This is a genomic window from Eisenbergiella sp. OF01-20 (assembly GCF_003478085.1).
Classification (GTDB): Bacteria; Bacillota; Clostridia; order Lachnospirales; family Lachnospiraceae; genus Eisenbergiella.
Map to the genome: position 1 here is coordinate 55010 of NZ_QUES01000026.1, position 21467 is coordinate 76476.

General features: G+C 51.5%; 13 protein-coding genes. 3 read left to right on the top strand and 10 right to left on the bottom strand.

Annotated features, from left to right (window positions below; all coding sequences use genetic code 11):
- Positions 1–3: 3 nt before the first annotated feature.
- A complete protein-coding gene (locus DXA36_RS23310) occupies positions 4–915 on the bottom strand; it encodes an ABC transporter permease (RefSeq protein ID WP_118681831.1) in 912 nt (303 codons plus the stop codon).
- A gap of 225 nt (positions 916–1140) precedes the next feature.
- Here DXA36_RS23310 and DXA36_RS23315 point away from each other — a divergent pair, with 225 nt between their 5' ends.
- Complete coding sequence (locus DXA36_RS23315) at positions 1141–2952, top strand: sensor histidine kinase (RefSeq protein WP_118681832.1); 1812 nt, start codon at positions 1141–1143, stop codon at positions 2950–2952.
- A 16-nt stretch (positions 2953–2968) separates the two neighbouring features.
- On the top strand, positions 2969–3742 hold the full coding sequence (locus tag DXA36_RS23320; protein WP_118681833.1) for a response regulator transcription factor: 774 nt from the start codon (positions 2969–2971) through the stop codon (positions 3740–3742).
- Between the two features lie 180 nt (positions 3743–3922).
- Here the strand turns inward: DXA36_RS23320 and DXA36_RS23325 are convergent, their stop codons facing one another.
- From DXA36_RS23325 to DXA36_RS23360, 8 genes are all read right to left on the bottom strand, one after another.
- Positions 3923–5161, bottom strand: a complete 1239-nt coding sequence (locus tag DXA36_RS23325) for a lysophospholipid acyltransferase family protein (protein WP_118681834.1) — start codon at positions 5159–5161, stop codon at positions 3923–3925.
- Positions 5162–5370: 209 nt separating this feature from the next.
- Positions 5371–8214, bottom strand: a complete 2844-nt coding sequence (locus tag DXA36_RS23330) for an alpha-mannosidase (protein ID WP_118681835.1) — start codon at positions 8212–8214, stop codon at positions 5371–5373.
- A 197-nt stretch (positions 8215–8411) separates the two neighbouring features.
- Positions 8412–10601, bottom strand: coding sequence for a pyruvate formate lyase family protein (locus DXA36_RS23335; RefSeq protein WP_118681836.1), 2190 nt, complete (start codon positions 10599–10601; stop codon positions 8412–8414).
- An 8-nt stretch (positions 10602–10609) separates the two neighbouring features.
- Positions 10610–11476: a glycyl-radical enzyme activating protein gene (locus tag DXA36_RS23340; RefSeq protein WP_118681837.1), complete on the bottom strand. Its 867-nt coding sequence runs from the start codon at positions 11474–11476 to the stop codon at positions 10610–10612.
- An 18-nt stretch (positions 11477–11494) separates the two neighbouring features.
- Complete coding sequence (locus DXA36_RS23345) at positions 11495–13768, bottom strand: hypothetical protein (protein WP_118681838.1); 2274 nt, start codon at positions 13766–13768, stop codon at positions 11495–11497.
- A 124-nt stretch (positions 13769–13892) separates the two neighbouring features.
- Complete coding sequence (locus tag DXA36_RS23350) at positions 13893–15692, bottom strand: hypothetical protein (RefSeq protein ID WP_118681839.1); 1800 nt, start codon at positions 15690–15692, stop codon at positions 13893–13895.
- A gap of 75 nt (positions 15693–15767) precedes the next feature.
- Positions 15768–16652: a carbohydrate ABC transporter permease gene (locus tag DXA36_RS23355; protein ID WP_118681840.1), complete on the bottom strand. Its 885-nt coding sequence runs from the start codon at positions 16650–16652 to the stop codon at positions 15768–15770.
- A gap of 12 nt (positions 16653–16664) precedes the next feature.
- The gene (locus DXA36_RS23360; protein WP_118681841.1) at positions 16665–17624 is read right to left on the bottom strand and encodes an ABC transporter permease; all 960 of its coding nucleotides are present in this window, start codon (positions 17622–17624) and stop codon (positions 16665–16667) included.
- Between the two features lie 407 nt (positions 17625–18031).
- Here DXA36_RS23360 and DXA36_RS23365 point away from each other — a divergent pair, with 407 nt between their 5' ends.
- Positions 18032–19165, top strand: a complete 1134-nt coding sequence (locus DXA36_RS23365; protein ID WP_118681842.1) for a GntR family transcriptional regulator — start codon at positions 18032–18034, stop codon at positions 19163–19165.
- 105 nt (positions 19166–19270) lie between these two features.
- On the opposite strand, the gene DXA36_RS23370 is transcribed toward DXA36_RS23365, so the two are convergent.
- A complete protein-coding gene (locus tag DXA36_RS23370; protein ID WP_118681843.1) occupies positions 19271–21346 on the bottom strand; it encodes a heavy metal translocating P-type ATPase in 2076 nt (691 codons plus the stop codon).
- Between the last annotated feature and the right edge of the window lie 121 nt (positions 21347–21467).

The following is a 21467-nucleotide window of genomic DNA, read 5'->3' on the forward strand; positions in this document are numbered from 1 at the left end:
CTCCTAAAACAGACTTGTATCGCTCACTTTGGAGGATACTACGTTCGTTGCCCCTAAGAAGAACAAGGAGATGACGGATTCCACAAGCCCCACTGCTGTGGCATAGCTGTACTGCATTCCCTGCAGGCCCCGCCGGTAAACAAAGGTGGATATTACATCTGAAGTATTATAAGTATTGGAATTCTGCATCAGCAGCACTTTATCGAAGGATACCGTCATAATGCTCCCCATTCTCAAAATGAACATGATTGTAATCGTCCCGGCAATACAGGGCAGCGTAATATGTAACAGTTTCATAAGCCTGCCCCCTCCGTCAATTTCACAAGCCTCATACAACTGTGTATCAACTCCGGAAATCGCGGCCAGATATATGATGGCACTCCATCCCATTTCCTGCCATATGTCTGAAATAACATATAGCGGCCGAAACCACGAGGAATCAAGCATATAGGATTTTGCAGTTCCGCCGAAAGCCATAACTATCTGATTTACCAGCCCGTCCCTCGATACCAGTGTGATCATAAGGGAAACCGTCACCACCACGGACACAAAATGCGGAAAGCAGCACACCCTCTGTACCAGCCCCTTCAGCTTGCCCCATCTGATTTCATTGACGAGAAGGGCGAACAGAACCGGAACCGGAAAGCAGATCAATATCTGCCAGAGGCTTAAGAAAACCGTATTCTTAAATGCATTCCAAAAATCCGGATCCTCCCAGAACTGCCTGAAATATTTAAGACCCGCAAAGGCACTCCCCAAAATCCCTTCCCTCACCTTAAAGTCCTTAAAGGCAATCAGAATCCCATACATAGGCTTATACTTAAATAGAATAAAATAGATAACCGGCAGCAGCATCATAGCGTACAGGTATCTGTTTTTATAAAGCAGCCGCCTCCTGTATGCACCCTTTTTCAAATCTTATCCCCCTCTCTCAAAGCTTCTTTACTTTGTGATGTCAGTATAGTAAAAAAAACAGAAGGAAAATATATAAAAATCCGAGTTTTTATGCAGAATTCCTGTCTTATAAAAATTAAAAATGTAGTTTTTGCATCGTTTTATATAGTTTTCTTCCCTTTACCGCTTGATTTTTATCACTATCAATAGTACTTTTAAAATATCTACAGAATAGGAGTACGCTTTATGAGACAATATGGCAATACACTGTATATGTATATCCGGAAATGGTTTGCGAACCTTTCCCTCCAATCTAAAATCCAGCTGATTTCCATAGCCTGTCTTTTCTCCCTGACAGGCGCTTCTGTCCTGATTACAAACGTACTTTTGAGAAACTATAATAATCTTCTTCTGGATTCCGTCAGTGCGTCCCTTTCCTATGCAAATGACGATATCACCCAGAAACTTGACAGTTCTTATGAGCTTTCCTACACCCTTCTGGCTGACTCCAGTCTGCAGCAGATGCTGACGGAACTGAAGGCAAAACCCGGATCCACAGAAACAGCCGGTCTTTATACAAAGATAAACAGCCGTCTTCATGCCTATTATCTGGAACACCAGAAAGAATATATTTCCTATATCAGCCTTTATACGGACAGCTTCGACTGCCATACAGATTCACGAAAAGCTGCCGCACTGTCTCCCGGACGCATCGGGGAAATCATGCAGACTGCCCGGAACGCCGACGGGAAAGCAGTCTGGATCACAGATGACACGATCGGCCACGGTCTGCTGCTGGCGCGCGAAATCCGTCAATATGATAACCTTTCCCTGACACCTCTGGGAACGGTTATCCTCTGTATTGATCTGGACAAAATGATCAACAGTTGTCCGATGTTTTCGGAATACGACTCCTTCTACTATCAGATTACCGACGAATACAGCCGGCTCATTTATGACTCCACCCCACCCGGTCAGGAAACGGGCAGCCAGGATTTATCCCCGGACAACCGGGCCTATAACGGACATCAGCTGATCAAACGGGGCAATCACTGGTATTTATCCCTCGCAGGAGAGCTCTATCCCAAAGGCTGGCACTACACCTGCCTGGTTTCCTATGATAAAATCAAAAATACCCTGGACAATTCACGCCTCCTGTCCCTTTTGCTTCTTCTGTCCTGCTGTGTCCTGATCGTACTGGCCTCCCGCTATATCATCCGCTCCTTCACCAGACACTTTGGCATCCTGCTGCAGAAAATGCAGCGTTTCGCCAGTTCCAGCGATGCCCTTACAAGCTTCGAGCCGGACGCCCGCTATAATTACAAAGATCGCAAAGACGAAATCGGCATGCTTCACCGCCAATTTGACCAGATGGCCGAACAGATATCCGATCTGGTGGAATCCAACTACACCAAAGAACTGCTCGTCAAGGAAGCGCAGCTGAAAGCCCTGGAAATGCAGATTAATCCCCACTTTCTTTACAACACCCTGGAATCCATCAACTGGCGTGCAAAAGCACTCGGCGCCTCCACCATCTCCTTAATGGTGGAATCCCTGGGAAATCTGTTCCGGGCTATTTTAAGCAGATCGGGCGAGAGCGTTACCATCTCAGAAGAAATTTCCCTTGTAGAAAATTATCTGACCATCCAGAAATGCCGCTTTGATACCCGGCTTGTTTATTCCATCTACACAGACCCTGCACTTTCCGGCGCACAGGTTCCGAAAATGATTATTCAGCCGCTGGTGGAAAACGCGGTCTCCCACGCCATGGAAGGTTTGAGCGGGGAATGCCGGATTGCCATTTACGTCCGGCGTCAACAGGAGTTTTTGGAAATTCTCGTCCTAAACAGCGGTTCCCGGTTCGAAGACGATCTCCTGGAAAAGCTGCGTAACGGAGCAGTCACGCCCAAAGGTTTTGGAATCGGCCTTCTTAATATTGACAAAAGGATAAAACTGATGTTCGGTTCCGATTACGGCCTTATATTACAGAATGAAAATGACATGGCGACCGCCCGGATACACCTTCCCTGCGGGAGCCTCTGTGAAGATACCAGATAAAAGGAGGTTTTATGGCATGCTGAAACTGATACTTGCCGATGATGAAAAAGTGATCCGGGAGACGATCAGCGCCCTCATAGACTGGAATTCCCTTGGTTTGGAACTGGCTGCCACCTGTGAAAACGGCCCGGAGACCCTACAGGCAATACTGGACATAAAACCGGATATCGTCATGACAGACATAAAAATGCCCGGTATGTCAGGCCTGGATTTGATCGGAAGAATCTGTACCGGCACGGATCTAACCGTGGAATTTATCCTGCTTTCCGGGTATGCCGATTTCGAATATGCCAAACAGGCCATTGCGTATAAAGTATCCAACTATCTTTTAAAACCCTGCAATGAAAACCAGATTATGGAAGCCATGAAAAAAGCCTCCGGAGAAATCCGGAGGCGGAAAAAAATAAAGGAACTGGTACCCGATGCCGTTATATGCGAAAATGGAGCGCGTCACCAATACAAAGAGTATATCAATCAAATTTTGGATTATGTGGACGTTCATTTCGCCGATCCCGATCTCTCCCTGAAATGGATTGCCGGAAATGTCCTTTACATGAACGTGGATTATTTAAGCAGAGAATTCCTGCGTCAAACCGGTCAGAAATTTACGGATTACCTTACCAACCTGCGGATTGCCAAAGCGAAGGTTCTGCTAAAAAGCGCTCAAAATGAGAAAGTGTATACCATAGCGGACCAGGTTGGCTTTTCCAACAATCCTCAATACTTCATCCAGCTCTTTAAAAACGCTACCGGCATGACACCGAAAGCGTGGACTAAAAACATTCCGTAGCAATTGCCGCAACTTAGAGACAAAGAGTATTCTGCAAATAGGCGCAATAAAAGACATTGATTTCACTCCTATTTTTGAAGGACTTATTTCTCGTGGGAATGAGGTGTGAGGCCATGCGTAAAGAAAACAGAAAGCTTTTACTTGCGTGTAATCTATAGAATAAGTAATTGACCCTTCTGATTATACCGATACCCCATTCCCGCCCCGGTAATAATATTCCCCTGCAAACTGTATCCTAGTGGGATTAAATTCCGGGCTGTCGGAGTATATGTAGTGACAGCAGTCTTTATCCGACAGGACAATGCAGGGGCCTCTGCCCCGGTAATTATACTCCGTCTGGACGGATTCCCTGGAACGATGATCAAAGAACAACTCCCTGTCCTGTACCGAAAGGGTAAATCCCTTCTCTTCCTGTATGAGCCGCCCTTCTCCCAGGCTAAAGAAGCCTTTGGCATTGGGAAGGGCTTCCACCCGCACAGGCAGTTCACAGCGGTAGGTTCCTCTTGTGATTTCTTTTTCCACCTGGCCGCGCTCCCACTCATACCAGTCCGGTATGTCGGCGGGCGCGTTCTTTTCTCCCAGCAGCCGGCCGTATTCATCCATTTCCCACTCCGCGCCGCAGGATTCACAGAACAGGCGGCAGCCTTTGCTGTTCATGCGGAAGGGCGTATGGCAGGCCCGGCATTGATACAAGGCCATATGCAGGCCTTCCGCCCGCCCGGGATAGCGGACAGCTATCTTCTCCTCCCGCTGCCACCGGTACTCATCGTACTGCAGGCAGACTTCTATTTTCCGCTGAATCTCTTCTTCCTCCGCTCCGTCCAGTTCTTCCTTTGTGTAAATGCACTCCAGCTTCGCCTGCATGGGAACCGTCCTGGGATGCTCTTCGTCCCAAAACGGGCCGGCGAGATAGCTCCCGTGAACGGTGAGCATCACCACCGGCACATCCATGAGTTTTGCCAGCTTACCCATATTTTTGGGGATATATGCGGTAGTACCCGCGTTGGAATGCCTGGATTCGGGGAATACCGCCACGATCTGCCTGTTTTTATGCAGGGCATAGGAGATGTTTTTTACCACCTTGATATCGGAGACATATCTTCTTTTTCCGATACAGCCAATCCCTCTGTACAGCCATTCCCCAAAAGCGGCAAAGCCTTCCATATCGGATACATAATTGGCCCTGTGGGGAAACAGGGCCAGAGGGGCGATATAATAGTCGGAAAAACCCTGATGGGTGGACAGCACCAGGTAGGGTGGCCTGAGGTGCTCCATGTTTACCTTTTTAATTTTGAGTCCGTAACGTCTGGTCATCAGCCAGGCGCCTCCCCAGATGAGGGGAAGCAGAAAAGGATACTGCTTCACGGGTTTTTTCTCCATAGCAAAAGGGGTCATGTCTTTTTTCGTATTACGCAGCATATCTGCCTCCGTTCCGCCGTTTCTGAAAAGGGAAGCCGCCCGCGGACCGTCTTCCGTATCCGGAGCTCTTCGGTTTCTTCTGACAGTATAGCACAGAACCCTGTCTGCGCCAATCGGAGAGGCAGAAAAAGCAAACCTTACTATTCACTCAGTACTGTGCATATACTGCACAGTACTGAGAAAATGATTCAAGAGTGCAAACAGGAATACTACCGTATCTTAAGCTGGAACAGGGAATAAGGTTCCACGGAAACCTGAACCGTACAGCCGTCCGTTACCGCCTCTCCGGATATTTCCTGCTCAAACAAATCTGTCAGGACTGCCGAAGACGGCTCTTCCTTACAGGTAACAGCAAGTACCGACCTGCTGCCCGCTGTCTCATACCCGCGCAGCAGCAGCGCCCCGTCCGCCGAAGGCTGGACGGCCGAAATCACAACACTGTCCGAAGCCGTTTCCAGCAGGCTCTCTTCCATGGGGAGTGTTCCGTGATGGGAATTGGACGGCTGGTAAAACATACCGTGATTACAGGAATCCGCCAGTTCTTCGGTTATCCTGGGATCCCCGCAGCTGATTCCAAGCCACAGGTTGATCGTATGTATCCCTCTTTCCGGATAAGGATCCGGGCTGGTGGAGCTGTTGATCAGGGTCAGTGCCAGTGTATTGTCCGTACCTCTGTATCCGTATTTACAGTCACTTATCAGGACCGCACAGTCCCCGTCCTCCCGGAGCGCCATCCCATACCGGAGCGCCGGCACATCATTGTTTCGTTCTTTTCTGACTACCGTACCGGCAGGTATATCATACCGGTATTCCGAAGTACGGTATGCAACCGGGATTTTATAATCCAATACCGGAATGATTTCCGATCCGCTTTCATGCCAGTCGATGTTCAGTTCCATCCGTACCGCCGGCTGGTGCTTATCCAGGATGTAGAGCACCTCCGCTGTAGAATCCGCTACCCGGTATACCGCCCGGATGCTTTCCCGTAAGGGGCCTTGTGCGGCGCGTTCCAGCTTCACACAGCGATCCACAGGCGTCGTCTTCAGGGGGCGGCCTATGTTCCAGGCGCTGGAGGTGACGGTTTCCGTCTCGATGAAATGCAGTCCCGCCGTTTTTCCCTCCGCAATCAGCTCTTCCTTCGTTCCGTTGCTTTTCAGCGAACGGATTCTTCCGGATCCCGCTTCGATTTCAACGGTGATCTGATCGTTGGAGAGCACGTAATTATCAAAAACCGAAGAGACCTGTTCTCTTTCCTGCAGGTATACGGGATAAGTATCCGCTTCCTTTTGGGACAGCACCACCGTGGTATAACCCAGGGCGGGCACCGTCACATCCGCCAGCACCCGGATATATTTATGATCCCAATAAGTCTGAAGCTCCTTATCCAGCAGCTGGAAGGTGATTTCTTTTCCCGTATAATCCTTCAGCTGCAGACGGCGCAAATCCCCGGTCCAGTCCCATACGGTCAGCTCCACCACCTCGCTGCGTTTCCTTGTACGGGTATTAAAGATATGGAAGATCCTTGTGCGGCCGCTCCCCCGTTCCGTACTGGGAACCCCTGTGAAATTCTCAATGCCATATCCGGCCCCTGCCCCTTCGGACTGGCTGTTGAACGCATCGATATCCACAAGGATTGCGGAGGTGTCAATCTGCTCCCCGATTACCCGCATGGCATTCTGCCGCTGGGTGTCTGCACACGCCATGGACGTCTGGAACAGTCCCATGGCATGTTCTCTGGACTCCTGCACGCAGGAACCGGTGAGAATGTCGTGAAAATGGGTGAACAAAACGTCCTGCCACGCCTTTTCCATGCGCTTTTTTTCGAACCGGAAGCCGGCTGTTTTTCCCGCAAGGGCCGCCATGGATTCCGCATCCAGCAGGGCCGCCTCCAGGCGTCTGTTCCCTCTCTTGATACGGCTCTGGGTGGTATAGCAGCCCGGCGCAAAGTAATTCAGTTCTTCTCTGACCACCGGCACCTTGTCACGTACGGCCTCCGCTTCCCGGAAATAGTCCCGCAATGTCCCGAACCGGATTACGGGATATATTTTCCAGTCCATCATGTCTATGGCGCGTTCCACATCCCGCCTTGTGGGGCCGCCGCCATGGTCGCCCACTCCATAGATGACAAGGCCGGTTTTCAGTCCGGCCGACCGGCGGGAAATCTCAGGCAGCCCGGCGGCTATATGGGGTGTGACGGCCCCGTTGTACCAGTTCGGTTCCCGGTATGCGAGCACTTCGTTTCCGGACGGGGCCTGGTAGCGGTACAGAATATCCTTTCTTTGATTCCCGCGGCAGTGGTAATAGTATTTCACCCCGCCGAAATGATCGATTTCCGGCACATTGGCGCTGTGCCCGAAGGTGTCGGGAGAGAAATCAATGTCAAAATCCTTTACGCCCCAGACCTGGGACAGATATTCTTTTGTATACCGGATATGGCGGAGCAGGGATTCCCCGTCCGGCATGTTCTTATCGGTTTCCACCCAGGCTGCTGCGGTCACTTCCCACCGCCCCTGGGCTATTCTTTTCTTAATTTCCTCCATCAGATCCGGATCGTATTCTTCCACAATTTTATATACCGCAGCTTGTGACTGGGAAAAACAGAAGTCCGGGTACTGGTCCATAATATGCAGGATTGAACGGAAGGTAGCCAGTGTCACCGCTACGGTTTCATCGAAGCTCCACATCCAGTTCATGTCAATATGGGCATGGGACGCCAGAATCAGCTTATATTCTTTTGCCGCGGCTTCCATGGGCGAAAGGATTTCCTCCGCCTTTTCACAGGCCTGGTCCGTCAGCACCCCCTGCTCCTGCATACACGCCAGCAGATAATCCAGCGCCTCTTCCAGCACGCCGTCATAGCGGCCGTTTTCCCCTTCCGACAGATGCAGGGCAAATTCCAGCTCGCTGAGAATGCGTGTATTGGCCCTGCTCGGACGCGTGATATGCGCCTGCTCCTCCTTCGGCATGCCGAAGGTGTCTTCATAGCCGTATTTTTCCCGGTTGCCGCCAATCAACGTTTTCAGTCTGATAAATTTTGAGACCAGTTGGCTCATTTCGTTTCCCTCCCTGAGGTTATCTATTGCCTTCCCTATGTAACCGTTCTTACCCTCTCCACAGGAAACGGAAAGGGATCTCCTTCATTATAAGGCCGGTATACTGTTTGTGCTACCTGATTTTTGGTAACCGTTCAGACAAGTCTGAACGGTTACGATGTTTGATCGTTTCCGCACGTTTATTCCTGCGGGGTATTTTACTGTGCCAGGAAACGATCCACAATCTGCTGTCTGTATTCCTTAGACAGCGACGCGAAAAACGCGGAATATCCCGTCACCCGTACCACCAAATCCGGATAAGCCCCGGGATCCTCGTGGGCCTTTAGCAGCTTCTCTCTGGAAATACAGTTCATGTTGATTAAAGTTCCCCCCGCCTGCTCATGGGCATGAATCAGGGCCACAAGCGCTTCCGCCCCTCCTTCGCTTTCCACAAGCCCGGTATCAATGTCCAGATGCAGCGGCGCGGAATTTCCGTACCCGGGCTGTGTTACCGCCACCGCGTTGGCCTTCAATGCGGGCGAAAAAGTATCCAGCCCTCTAGCAAAACCCGGATCCGGTTCGGAGGAATGGGAGATGGGATCCCCTGCAAACCTGCCGTTAGGTGTGGCTTCCAGCACCGCTCCATACGCATATACATCTCCATGGGAAAACATGCCGGGAACAATCGGCAGATGGTGCTTGGGCGTCGGCGTCTGTCTGCAGATTTTCACATAATGATCCCGGATCCGCACCGCCCAGGCTTCCGCCGGAGACTGCGGCGAACCATACCGTCTGATATTTTTCAGCATCAGGCGTTCTCTTTCGGCCCCTTCATAATTGGTATGCAGCAGTGCAAAAAGCCTTTCCCACGTCAGCTTCCCTTCCTGCACCACCCTCTGTTCTATCGCCGCAAAGGAATCCGCGGTGGTGGCCAGGGCAATACCGTCGATATTCAAATCCAGGATATCCACCCCGCCGTTGGCGCAGTTCAGCCCCCGTTCCAGCGGGCCGTGCATAAACAGGTTCAGCACGATTTCCGGCATTCCCTTCTGCATCACCTCATAATGTCTGTCGTAGCCTTTTTTGATACAGTCCACCATAATGCCCAGATGGGTGCAGAAAAGCTCCCACAGATGCGCCATCGTATAATTCCCCGCCTCTTCCAGATCCTCCAGCGCATAGTGCAGCGCCGTAGCCATGTTGACTCTCGTCACATCCTGCAGCGGATATTCCCTGCCGGGAATGGCGACCCAGTTACAGCCACATTTCACCCGCATCCGCCCCAGCTCCAGTGGGAAACCGTTCCTGGCAAAGCCTTCGCTGATCCCTTTTTCCAGAGAATAGCAGACCCCGCAGCCGTCCTCCAGCGTGTACTCCACAGCGCGTTTCAAAAGGATATCCGCTTCTTCCGTCTGTCCCGGTACCGGCGCATGGACACGGACGGCCAGATTGGTGGGGATGCCGAGCAGATGCATGGCATCCAGAATCACAAAGGACAGCCGGCTTGTCACTTCCCGGTCCCCCGCCGGGGTGAGTCCGCCGATCTGGGCATAATGGGTATCGTTAAAAAACAGGCTGGCAAGGATCCACACGGCCTCTTCCTCCGTCAGGATCCCTTTGGCAATATCCCGTTCAAAATATTCTTCCAGAAGCGTATCCAGGGCACCCAGGGCGCCGCCTCCGCAATAGGTTCTGTCCACGGACTGGAAATGGGCCAGGAACTGGACCGCCTCCCGGAACGAACCAGGCGCCCTGCAGCACAGCGCCCCGTTTACGGCAGCGATAGCCTCGTAATTTTCTTTCCGAAAGGGATCCGTCTCCTTTTCCGCCAGCTGCTGTGCCAGACGCTGATGCGCCTTCACCCATTCCAGGATTCCCAGCACCAGCTGTTCCTCCCCTTCATAAAAATCGGGATCCGCCGGCCGGTTTCTCTTCCGGCAGTACCTTATTTTTTCCAGAAGCCCCGTCCAGCCCAGCCGCAGGCCGATTTCCATGTCGGGGCACAAATGGTTCATACCGCCGAAGCCCGCCTGGGTGATCCTGTATTTACGGATGGTGTCCGCAAGATAGGCCGGCCGGTCCTCTTCCGCAAGCCTGAGAGGCAGGAACCGGTCCAGCGTCCCCACCCAGCAGCAGGCAAGAGCGCTGCTTCTGTTCACATATCGGGGCATTTCCTGCAGGAATCTGCGGAAATTCTTTCCTATTACCGTGCAGCCGTGAACCAGCCCGTCCCCGCACAGATCCGGTTCAAAGGAAAAATCCGGGAAATCGATGAATCCGTGGTCATCGATGTCAATCGGGCCGTGCCGTGCAATTTTCCTGTCGTTTATCTCCACCTTATCCTGATGCAGTTCCCTGATTAGGGTCAGGTATAAAGGGGACATTTTTACTTTTTCCGTATTCACCATTTATCTCCTCAATAAAAATGATATTTCTTTTTCAATCGTTCCACCGTTGTTTTATCCGGTACCGTGCCGGTATAAAACGTTTCCTCCAGTGCCTGGTACTTGGAATTCCCCATGCTGTGGTAAGGCAGCAGTTCAGCCCTTATCTGCGGATATGCGGACAGAAATGAGGCAATCCCTTCCAGCTGAGTCCCGTTTAATTCGGGCACATAGGGAATCCTCACCGTAACCGCCGCACCGCAGTCCGCCAGTCTCCGGAAATTCTCAAGAATCCTTTCATTGGTGACGCCGGTACAGCTTTGATGCACGATCGGGTCAAATGCCTTGATATCATATAAAAACAAATCGGTCAGGGGAAGCACTTCTTCGAAGGAATCCCAGGGCACATTTCCCGCGGTATCCACCGCCGTATGGATCCCTTCTCTCCTGCAGCACTCCAAAAGCTGTGTGAGTGGTTTTGTCTGAAGCATGCACTCTCCCCCGGAGAATGTGACACCGCCTCCCGAATGGGCGAAGTACCCTTTATTGCGGCGTATTTCATCCATCACGGTTTCCGTGTCCGTTTCTTCCCCCACGCACACCAGGGCATCGGCATAGCATTCCTCACAGCACCGGAAACAACGGATGCACCTTTTGCGGTCCACCCTGTGTTTTCCCTCCGGAAAGCTGTGTGCCCCTGCGGGGCACTGTTGTACACATGCCCCGCAGCCGATGCACCGATCCGGATACAACAAGATTTCTTTTTCCCCGCGGATGGACTCCGGGTTGTGGCACCACCGGCAGTGCAGGTTACAGCCCTTGAAAAATACCACCGTCCTCACGCCCGGCCCATCGTGCACGGAAAAATGCTGTATATTAAAAATACGTACTGTCTGCATCCTTTGCTCCTGTCTTTCTCACTTCCATTTGCCCGTCACCGTCACCTCTTCCCCATGGCTGTCGTAACACAGCAACAGCGTCCGGGAGGCGTCATCCCACTTCGCTTCCATGGGGATTTCCCCGCCGTTCTCCATTGCCGCACATACGGCGGATGCTTTTCCGGGCAGACGCACCCGGGTAAATGCCTTGATTTTGTCCGCGGTTTTCAGCTTCAGCCGGAAGCCGCCGTCATCCGCCTGCGCCGCCAGCACCCTGGCGGAGCTGCCGATTATCCGGAATGTGTCGTCCCGGATGGTATCGAAATCAAACAGCAGCGCCGTTTCATCCGGCCCGATTTCCTTATGAGTGATAACGGGATAGTCATTCTCGCCCAGATCGGCAAACAAGCCTTCCCATGACTTTTTCTCCTCCGTAACGCTTTCATCCATGACGGCGGATATGATATACGGACCTCTGTGCAGGGTCAGATCACTGCGGTATTCCCATGCCAGCCCCAGGCCTTCCAGCGCCGTTTTCACCTTATCCCGGTATTCCTGCGCCAGCTCCCTGGTAAGGCAGAGTTTGGCAGGCACCATATTCCATACCACGATTTTTCCCCTTCCTGCCTGGTATACGCCGTCCGCCGGCGTCTCCCCCAGACCGGCCAGGCGGAACAGATGCCGGGCGGGATCGGCAAAGCCGGAGCTTCTCCACCAGGAATCGATTCGGTGGAAGGGATCGCTTCCGTCGCCGATATACAAAAGCGTTCCGCCGTCCATCACCCAGGAGAGCACCGCGGTATTTACATCCGGGGCCTCCGGCTTCATATACTCATAGCTGAGGACCAGGACCTTCAGGGCATCCAGGTAACCTGCAAACCGCCGTACATTGTCAAGCTGTACCGGCCTTACCGGCAGGCCGTATTTCAGCAGCGGCAGGGACATGCCGTAAAACTGGGGAAACGCATCGCTCTGGATGAAATCAAGCAGCAGTGATTCCTCCCCGGAGATCTCCTTCATCAGTGCTTCGGCCGCCTCTTCATCCACCGGATTCCCCGTATTCTTATGCTTTGCCATGGCAAACCGCTCCCCCAGCCTTCTGCCGTTCACTATGCCGTCCGGGAACGTACGCTGGAACAGGCCGCTGTCCGACATAGCAATTCCCACGCAGTCCCCGGCGCCTTCAAACGAAAATTCCTTCTGCTCCATATCGCCGAACAGCTGGAACATACCGGAAAGCAGCGTGGAATAGCTGCCGGGTATCGGCCTGGATTGATCCGTTTCGTAGCTGGTCTCATCCTTCTGTGCAATATGGGGCTGGAACCGGGGATATCTGCCGTCAAATACCCGGTGGGGCCAGGGGCAGATCTCGTAATGCCAGATATGGGGATGCAGCAGGGACGCAGCCGCCGTCTTTCTGTAATTGTACTCGTAGTTTTCCCAGGTATAGGAGGGCAGATCCTCTATGGGATCATTCAGGAACCACATCCTGCGTCCGGTCCCCTTCACCAGCTCCTGCATGACCCCGTATTCCAGATAGGCGGTTTCAAAGGTACGTTCCTTGTATACCCCCTCATATACATTGGCTTCCCTGCTCGTTCCCGTCCAAATCTGGGCAATGTAGCCGTCCACCGTGGGGATATTGATAAGCGCCGCCTCCGGGCTCATGATCTTCCACTGGGTATAATTCAGCAGACTGTGTGTGGGCACATAAAACCGCAGATCCCGGTTATAGGTTACCTTGGCATATTCCTTCAGCGCCGCGCTCACACGGTCTATGGCCCTGCCGTAGAGATAGGCTTTCAGCCGCGCCGATTTATAGCGCACATCCAAATCCTCATGCTGGGGCCTCCACGGCTCCTTGTAGTAGATTTCATATTCCCTCTGAAACGCCTCCGAATAACCGCTTCTGTCCCAGAATTCCGGTTCTTCCACATGGATGGCCTCCACGCCCATGTCCACGGCAATCTTCATGCGTTCGGTCAGATACTCCGAAAAGGAAACCGTAGGCACCATATAGGGCACGGTGGGATTATGAATCACCCCTTTGCCGCTTCGTTCCACCTGGCCCTCATCCCAGTGCTTGCGTCCGTCCCATCCGCCGTCCAGATAATCCTGATACTCCCCCCATGCAATCCCTGTCATAAGATGGATTACATAACCTTTTTCCCGGTACTGCCTGATCCGGTCCGGCATCGTATCGTCAATTCCGTACACCATAACAAAATCACACTGCAGATCCACGGACGGACGAAAATCCCCGCTTGCCTGATACCCTGTCAGTTCTTCTTTTTTATTCCTGATATATGCCATTCTTCATCCTTTCCCCCGCCGGACAAAAAGAGAGGTAACTTACTATAGTCCCAGGCGCCGTGCCAAACCCCGGAAAACCTGTTCCCAATAAGTTTCCTCTCAATTCTCAAAGTATTGTCCGTTCCTAGTAAGCGATATCGTCCCTTGTTTTGGACTGTTCCGTCAGATAATCAAGGAATTCCTGCATCTTGCCTCCGTCGCCGGTAAGCAGGTAGTTCTGGTAATCTTCCAGAATCTTTCTTGCCTCTTCTTCCGTATCGGCAAAGAATGCCCTTTCCTTATATTCTTTTTCCGTTGTATCGTCAAACGCCCATTCCGCAAATTCCTGGTAACCTTCAAATCCGGGAGCAAATGCTTCAATGGAATAGCCGGGTATCTTCTCCACCGGCCGCAGCTCCTTGTATTCTTTTACATATTCGTTTTCCGCGTCTGCCATGAAGGGGCCGGATTCGCCGAACCACGCCATATTTTTCTTGGCTACATAGGTCCTGGCCGCCATGTAATTAATCCCTCTTTCCCGAAGCTCTTCATTGACACCTTCCGTATCCACCTTATACTTCTCGGTTAATTCCGCATTCATTCTCGGCTGTCCGTCTGCATTCAGTTCATAGGTATCCCCTTCTATACCGTAGCATATCAGCTTTGTCCCTTCTTTGCTGTTAATATAGTCGAGCCAGGTGAGCGCCGCATCAATATTGGAACAGGTATTCGGGAAAAAGATAACCGGGGAACCGTTTCTTCCGTCCGGTTCAATCTGCTTCAGCGGGGATCCGTCCTTATAATTCAGAGGCCCCACCCATGTATACCGCATTTCCGGGTTGGAATCATACAGGCCGGTGAGCTTGGTGGCGTCCACGGTTACGCCGTACTGTGCACAGGTAAAAAGTGCGGTACCGTTCCCCACCTTTTCTTTTGCCCTGTCGTCCGAGGTTTTAAAACATTCCTTATCCAGGATCCCCTCTTTGACGAGCTTCCAGATGAACAGGTATTTATCAATATAATCCTGGGTCAGCCTGTCATAAGTAACATTTCCGTCGGTATCCAGTTCAAATTTGGTCAGTTTCTTCGTCTGGAAGCTTTGGATAAAATCGTCATAGGACCAGCCGTCATGGTAGGTTGTCGCCACGATACAGTCATTGCCGTTCACATCCTTAAAGCCGTAATCCCTTGCCTTCACCATAAAATCATAAAGCTCCTCCGAAGTCTTGATAGAAGTGGGATCGATGCCAAGGGCTTCGGGAACGTCGCCGCGGACGAATACGCCGTACCCCCACTGTGCGATGTCGGCATCATCTCCCGCCACTTCCGTGGGAAGTACATATCTGGCCCCGTTGTTTTCCGGGGTATCAATGTCCGTTTCCAGGTATTTCTGCCCGATAACGCCTATATCGTAGGCATCGGCAATATTCGGGTAATTGGGCACCATATCCTTGATATCGATCAGCCGGCCTTCCACGCCCGCTTTCTTAATGATCGCCGTTTCCCCGGCAGTACCGCCCCAGTAAGGGGCATTCACCATATCCGGCATATCTCCGGAAGCAAACATCATATTCAGTTTTTCAGCCTCGCTCATCATGATGCCTTCAAATTCCACGGTCACACCGATTTTTTCCCGGATTGCCGCCGCCACATCATTGTTATACTGATCCTGGGCCGTCTTGAAGCCGCCGTTCCAGCAGATGAGCATTTTCAATTGGACATCATCAAATTTTTTGTACTTATTTCCGTCCTCATCCACATAATAATCGCCGTCATCCGCAGTTTCTCCGGCCGCCGCGGCTGTGCTGCCGGCCGTATCCGCCGTGTCCGCCGTTCCCGCATTACCTGCCGTGGATGCGCTTTCCTTCGAACCGCCGCACCCTGCCAGCAACCCTGCCGTCATTGCTGCCGTGAGCAATAACGCCAATGCTTTTTTCTTTCTCATACGCTAAATCCTCCTACTTTTTTACGAAGCATATATACCGGGCAAAACTGCGCCTGGCGCCATTTGGGGCGCAGTCTAACCTTTCACAGAACCAACCATAACCCCTTTTACATAATACTTTTGCAAAAAAGGATAGATAATGACAATAGGCATCGTCAGAATCATAACAAATGCCATCTGCAGGGATTGGGAGGTATAGCTGGTCATGGAACCCAGCGCCGTTTCCTGCCCCACCTTCACCTGGGAGCTTGCGGTCGCTTCGCTCAGAATCTTCTGCAGTACGGTGGCTGCCGGATAAAGCGCGGCCTTGCTCTGATAATAAGCCCCCGTGAACCAGTCGTTCCATTTGCCCACGCCGATAAACAGAGCCAGCGTTGCCAGTATCGGTTTGGACAAAGGGATATAAATCCGCATGAGGATCGTGGTTTCCTTCGCCCCGTCCAGCTGGGCCGATTCCCTCAGTTCATACGGTATGTTCGCAAAATTGGTGCGAAGCAGCACGAAGTTATAAAAGCTGTAAACAGACGGAATAACGTATAGCCAGAAGCTGCCGGTAAGACCGAGAGAACGCAGCACCATATAAAGAGGAATCATTCCGCCGCTGAAAATGGTTGTAAAATACCAGAAAAAGTTAAGAAAAGTCCTTCCCGGCAGCGTGCGGATACTTAACGCATAGGCGATCAGCGCCGTAAACAGCAGTCCGGCCACCACGCTCAGAATCGTCGCACCCACCGATATGGACAAAGACTGGTAGATTCTTTCGTCCTTAAACGCCATAACATAATTTTCCAGGGTGAACTGCCTGGGATAAAGCCAGACCCCGCCCTTCAGGAAATCCCGTCCGGTATTGAAGGATGCCACCAGCACGTACCAGAACGGATAAAACGTTACAAGGCCAAGCAGACACAATATGGTATAATTAAAAACCTTGAATATTTTTTGTCCCTTTGTTTCTTTCATTTTCCCCCTCCTTTACCACAGACCCACTTCTGCGTATTTCTTCGTCAGATGATTTGTCGTTGTTACCAAAAGCAGGGAAAATACCGACTTAAACACCCCGATTGCCGTGGCATACTCAAATTTACCGTACTTGATACCTGTCTGGATAACATAGGTGTCAAGGATCTGGGAAATCTGGGTATTTGCCGGCTGCTGCAGCAAGAGAATCTGATCATAGCCCGCATTCAGGATACCGCCGATTGCCATAATAAACATGATCCCTATGGTGGTTGAAATACCCGGCAGCGTAATATGCCACGTACATTTCAGCCGTCCCGCACCGTCTATCCCCGCCGCTTCATACAGTTCCTGATCAACCCCGGTGATCGCCGCCAGGTAAACGATGGATCCCCAGCCGATGCCCTTCCATAAATCCGATAAAATGACCAGCGGATAAAACGCATTTTTCTCTCCCATGATAAACACGGTTTCCAGCCCCATCATCTGCCGTACCTGATTTACTATGCCGCCATATGGGGTAAAAAGTACCGTCATCAGCTGTACCACCACAACCCAGGATACGAAATTGGGAAGGTAGCTCAGTGTCTGTATGGCCCGCTTGAACCTGGCCGCCCGCACCTCATTGAGTAAAAGCGCGAGTATAATCGGGGCCGGGAAGCAGATAAGGATCTTCAGGCCGCTTATCACAAGGGTATTGCGGATCGTTGTCCAGAACTCCGGAGAGGTGATGAATTTCTGAAAATGCTTCAGGCCGGCCCACTCGCTTCCGAAAATCCCCAGATCAAACCGATAATTTTTAAATGCAAGTACAATTCCTGCCATCGGCGCATAGCAGAATACAACCAGCCAGACCACACACGGCAGGATAAACAGATACAGTACCCTGTGACGCTTGATCTGTGTCCACAGCGCTTTCCGCTCCTGTGCTTTTCCTGCCTTGCTTACCGCGCTTTTCCCCTCGTTCAGTCCCATACATTCACACCTTTCCCCTTTCTTTTTGCCCTGTAATGCATACATAACAAACTGACGTGATTATGTCAGTTTGGCTTTTAATATATACTATATATCGTTTAATTTATAAGTATTAGTCTAGCATCTTTCGTATTTTTTACAACTATTTTTCTTGTTATTGGTAAATTTTGTGAATAATTAACATATTTATTTTTGCTGGTTATCGCAAATACAACATAGCAAATAGTTCAAATATTTGTATTGACAATAACAAGACAAAACGATATACTTTAGGCATAATTTTACGGACGGCAAAACCGCCGGGGCTCTTTTTCGGGAACACCGCCGTTTTTGCCGGCAGGAACCATACGGTAACCGTGCCGGCCGTTTTGGACTGTTACCTCATACGTCAGACAGGAGATATTGCCATGCCGCCTCTTCCAAGCCAGCCCTTATATCAAAAAATCAAAGAGGACATCCTCCGCCAAATAAAGGACAGACTGCTGCTGCCGGGGGATAAAGTCCCCACGGAATACCAGCTCATGGAGCAGTACGGTGTCAGCCGCATCACCGTATCCAAAGCGCTGAATGAATTAAAAAGCGAGGGGATTATCACCCGTTTCCCTCATAAGGGGACTTTTGTTGCCAAATCGGCCCAGCTTCCCCCTTTAATCCGGGAAGCGCCGGTCCCCTCCTCTCATGCGGACATGCCTGCCTCCATGACGGAAATCGCCTGTATCCTCCCGTCTGTCACGGATTTATTTTCCCTGTCCATGATCAATGGGGTACAGTCCGTATTTCCGGAGGATACCTATATCTGCCACATTTTCCAGAGCCGCAATCCCACGGTGGAGAATTATCTGCTGCAAAGATGCCTGGAGCTGGATATTTCCGGGATCGTCCTGTTTCCCCAGGACCAGCCCTTTTTCAGTAAGCAGCTTCTGTCCATGCAGCTGCAGAATTATCCCCTGGTGCTGCTGGATCGTTATCTCCCGCGCCTCAATACCAGCTATGTGATTGCGGACAACCGGGCCGCCGGGGAGCTTTGCCTCCGTCATCTGCATAAGCTGGGCCATCAGCGCATTGCTTTCGTTACCTCCACCGGCCGGGACACCTTCTCTGTCAAGTACCGTATTGAAGGGGTTCAGGAAACGGCCCTCTCGCTGAATATGCCGGAATATGCCGTACAGCTTGTGGAATTCCTGGATAAACACAAGAAATTCAGCCATTATCAGGAGCTGTTCCGGAGGCTGGTGACGCAAAACCGCGTAACGGCTTTTATCACGGCGGAATCCTCCACCTGTACCTACCTTTATGATCTGTTGGCTTCTCTGGATATAAAAGTCCCCGGGGATGTTTCTCTGATGTCCTTTGACAAGCCGGTCTGTACCGGCAAAAACCCGGACTTTTTCACCCATATCAGCCAATCCGAATATCTGATGGGGCGTGAGGCGGGTACCTTACTGAAAAACCGGATAGAACGGTATGATACCAATACGTATCATCGCGTTATCACGCCTACGCTGCATGTGCATGAGTCTACAGGGACCGTGTGCCTGTGAAAAAGGATACCTAAAAATCCCTCCGGACCCATTTCTGCGCCCGGAGGGATTTTCTTTTTTTATGAAGTTACACAGTAACCGTTCAGGCTTATCCGGCCTGTTACGTTACACAATCAAATCCGTCATACTTTCCAGGCTGATTCCCAGGGTGGAAAGGTTATGCAGAAGTGCCGTGGTGGCGGGTGCAAGGAACCCTCCCACCCCCGCCGCTATCAGAAGGGTATTAACCCCCACGATCAGCCGGTAATTTGTCTGAATCCGTTTCATCAGGCTGGCGCTTAACAGCTTCAGGGTAACAATTTCGTACAGATCATCCGAAGCAATGGTAATATCCGCAATTTCCCTGGCGATTTCCGCCCCGTCGCTGACAGCGATACCAACATCCGCCGCAGACAGCGCAGGGGAATCGTTAATGCCGTCGCCTATCATAATGACTTTATTGCCTTTTGCCTTTTCTTCTTCCACAAAACGGGCTTTATCCTCGGGAAGAACCTCGGAATAGTACTCATCCACCCCCACCCGGGACGCGATAGCCGCCGCGGTGCGTTCACTGTCCCCGGTCATCATGACCACCTTACGGATCCCGGCTTTTTTCAGGGAGGTTATTACGGCAGGCGCTTCCTCCCGAAGCGGATCCTCAATACAGATAACGGCCGCCAGCTCCTGCTCCACCGCCAGATACAAATGGGAATATGCCGGGGGCAGGTTTTCAAATTGTCCCCGCCCGCTTTCGGGGACCGTACATTTTTCGTCTTCAAAAACAAAATGCCAGCTGCCGATAATTACCTTTTTTTCTTCTATGTAAGAAGCGATTCCGTGCGCCACAATGTAATCCACCCGGGAATGCATTTCCTCATGCTCCAGCTTCCGTTCCCTGGCGGCCTTTACCACAGCCTTTGCCATGGAGTGGGGGAAATGCTCCTCCAGGCAGGCGGCGATCCGAAGCATCTCATCTTCTTTCCTCTCCCCGAATACAAGGATCTTCCTGACCACCGGCCTGGCTTTCGTCAGGGTACCTGTTTTATCAAAAACAATGGTGCGGGCTTCCGCCGCCGCTTCCAGGAACTTACCGCCCTTTACGGTGATATGATGCATGCCGGCCTCCCGGATGGCGGATAGTACGGCAATAGGCATGGACAGCTTGAGCGCACAGGAAAAATCCACCATGAGCACAGCCAGCGCTTTGGTCACATTTCCAGTCAGAAGCCAGACCGCCAGGGTGCCTGCCAGGGTATAGGGCACCAGCCGGTCCGCAAGATGCTCCGCCTTGCTTTCGGATGCCGATTTCAGCTTTTCCGATTCCTCAATCATTTTTACAATTTTATCAAACCGGTTGGAGCCGGAAACGGCCTTCACCTGAAGGATCACTTCTCCCTCCTCCACCACGGTCCCCGCATAGACGTAGCCGCCGGCTTCCTTTCTTACCGGCATGGCCTCCCCTGTAAGGGATGCCTGATTCACCATGGCTTCTCCGGAAAGCACGGGGCCGTCAAAGGGAATTACATTTCCCATATGGACCATGACGCTGTCACCCGGCCGGATCCGGCGCGCGTCCACAAGAATTTCCTGGTTGTCCCGTACCAGCCATACCTTGCTGATATGCAGGGACATGCTTCTTGCCAGATCACCTATGGATTTTTTGTGGGTCCACTCCTCCAGCAGTTCCCCGATTCCCAGCAGGAACATAATCGATCCCGCCGTATCCATGTCGCCCCGGATCACGGAGACGCCCACGGCCGCCGCATCCAGAACAGCCACCTCCAGCTTTCCTGCCGCCAGGCACCGGATTCCCCGGAACAGGTATTTTATGTATTTCAGTCCTGCATAGAAGACTCTTACCGGACGGGGCAGGAACAGCTTGCTGCCGGCCCGCAGCAGTAACCGGCCTATCAGTTTTTCCTGATAGAAGGCATTCAGCGCTCTTCCGGAATTCTTAAGAACCTCCTCCGGTACTTCCGTCTTTTCATAGCAAAAGTTTTTCAGCGCTTGTATGATTTCATCACGGCTTCCCACATAGGTTACGGAAATATCTGCCGTGCATTCGAAAACCTTTGCCTCGGTCACATTTTTCAGCCGCCTGATATAATAGTACAGCCGGTCCGCTTCCTCACAGGTCATTTTATTCTGTACCATATGAACGCGGATCCGCCCTTTGATTTCATGTCTGATAATAAATTTCATAGCTTCCTTTCCGCCTTATCCGGGAGGGACAAGGTACTTGTTTGGTAACTGTCCGGCAGGTCCGCGCATGTATGGCGCAGACTGGAACAAATCGGGCCTGCACAGCGGGGCTTCCTTTGTT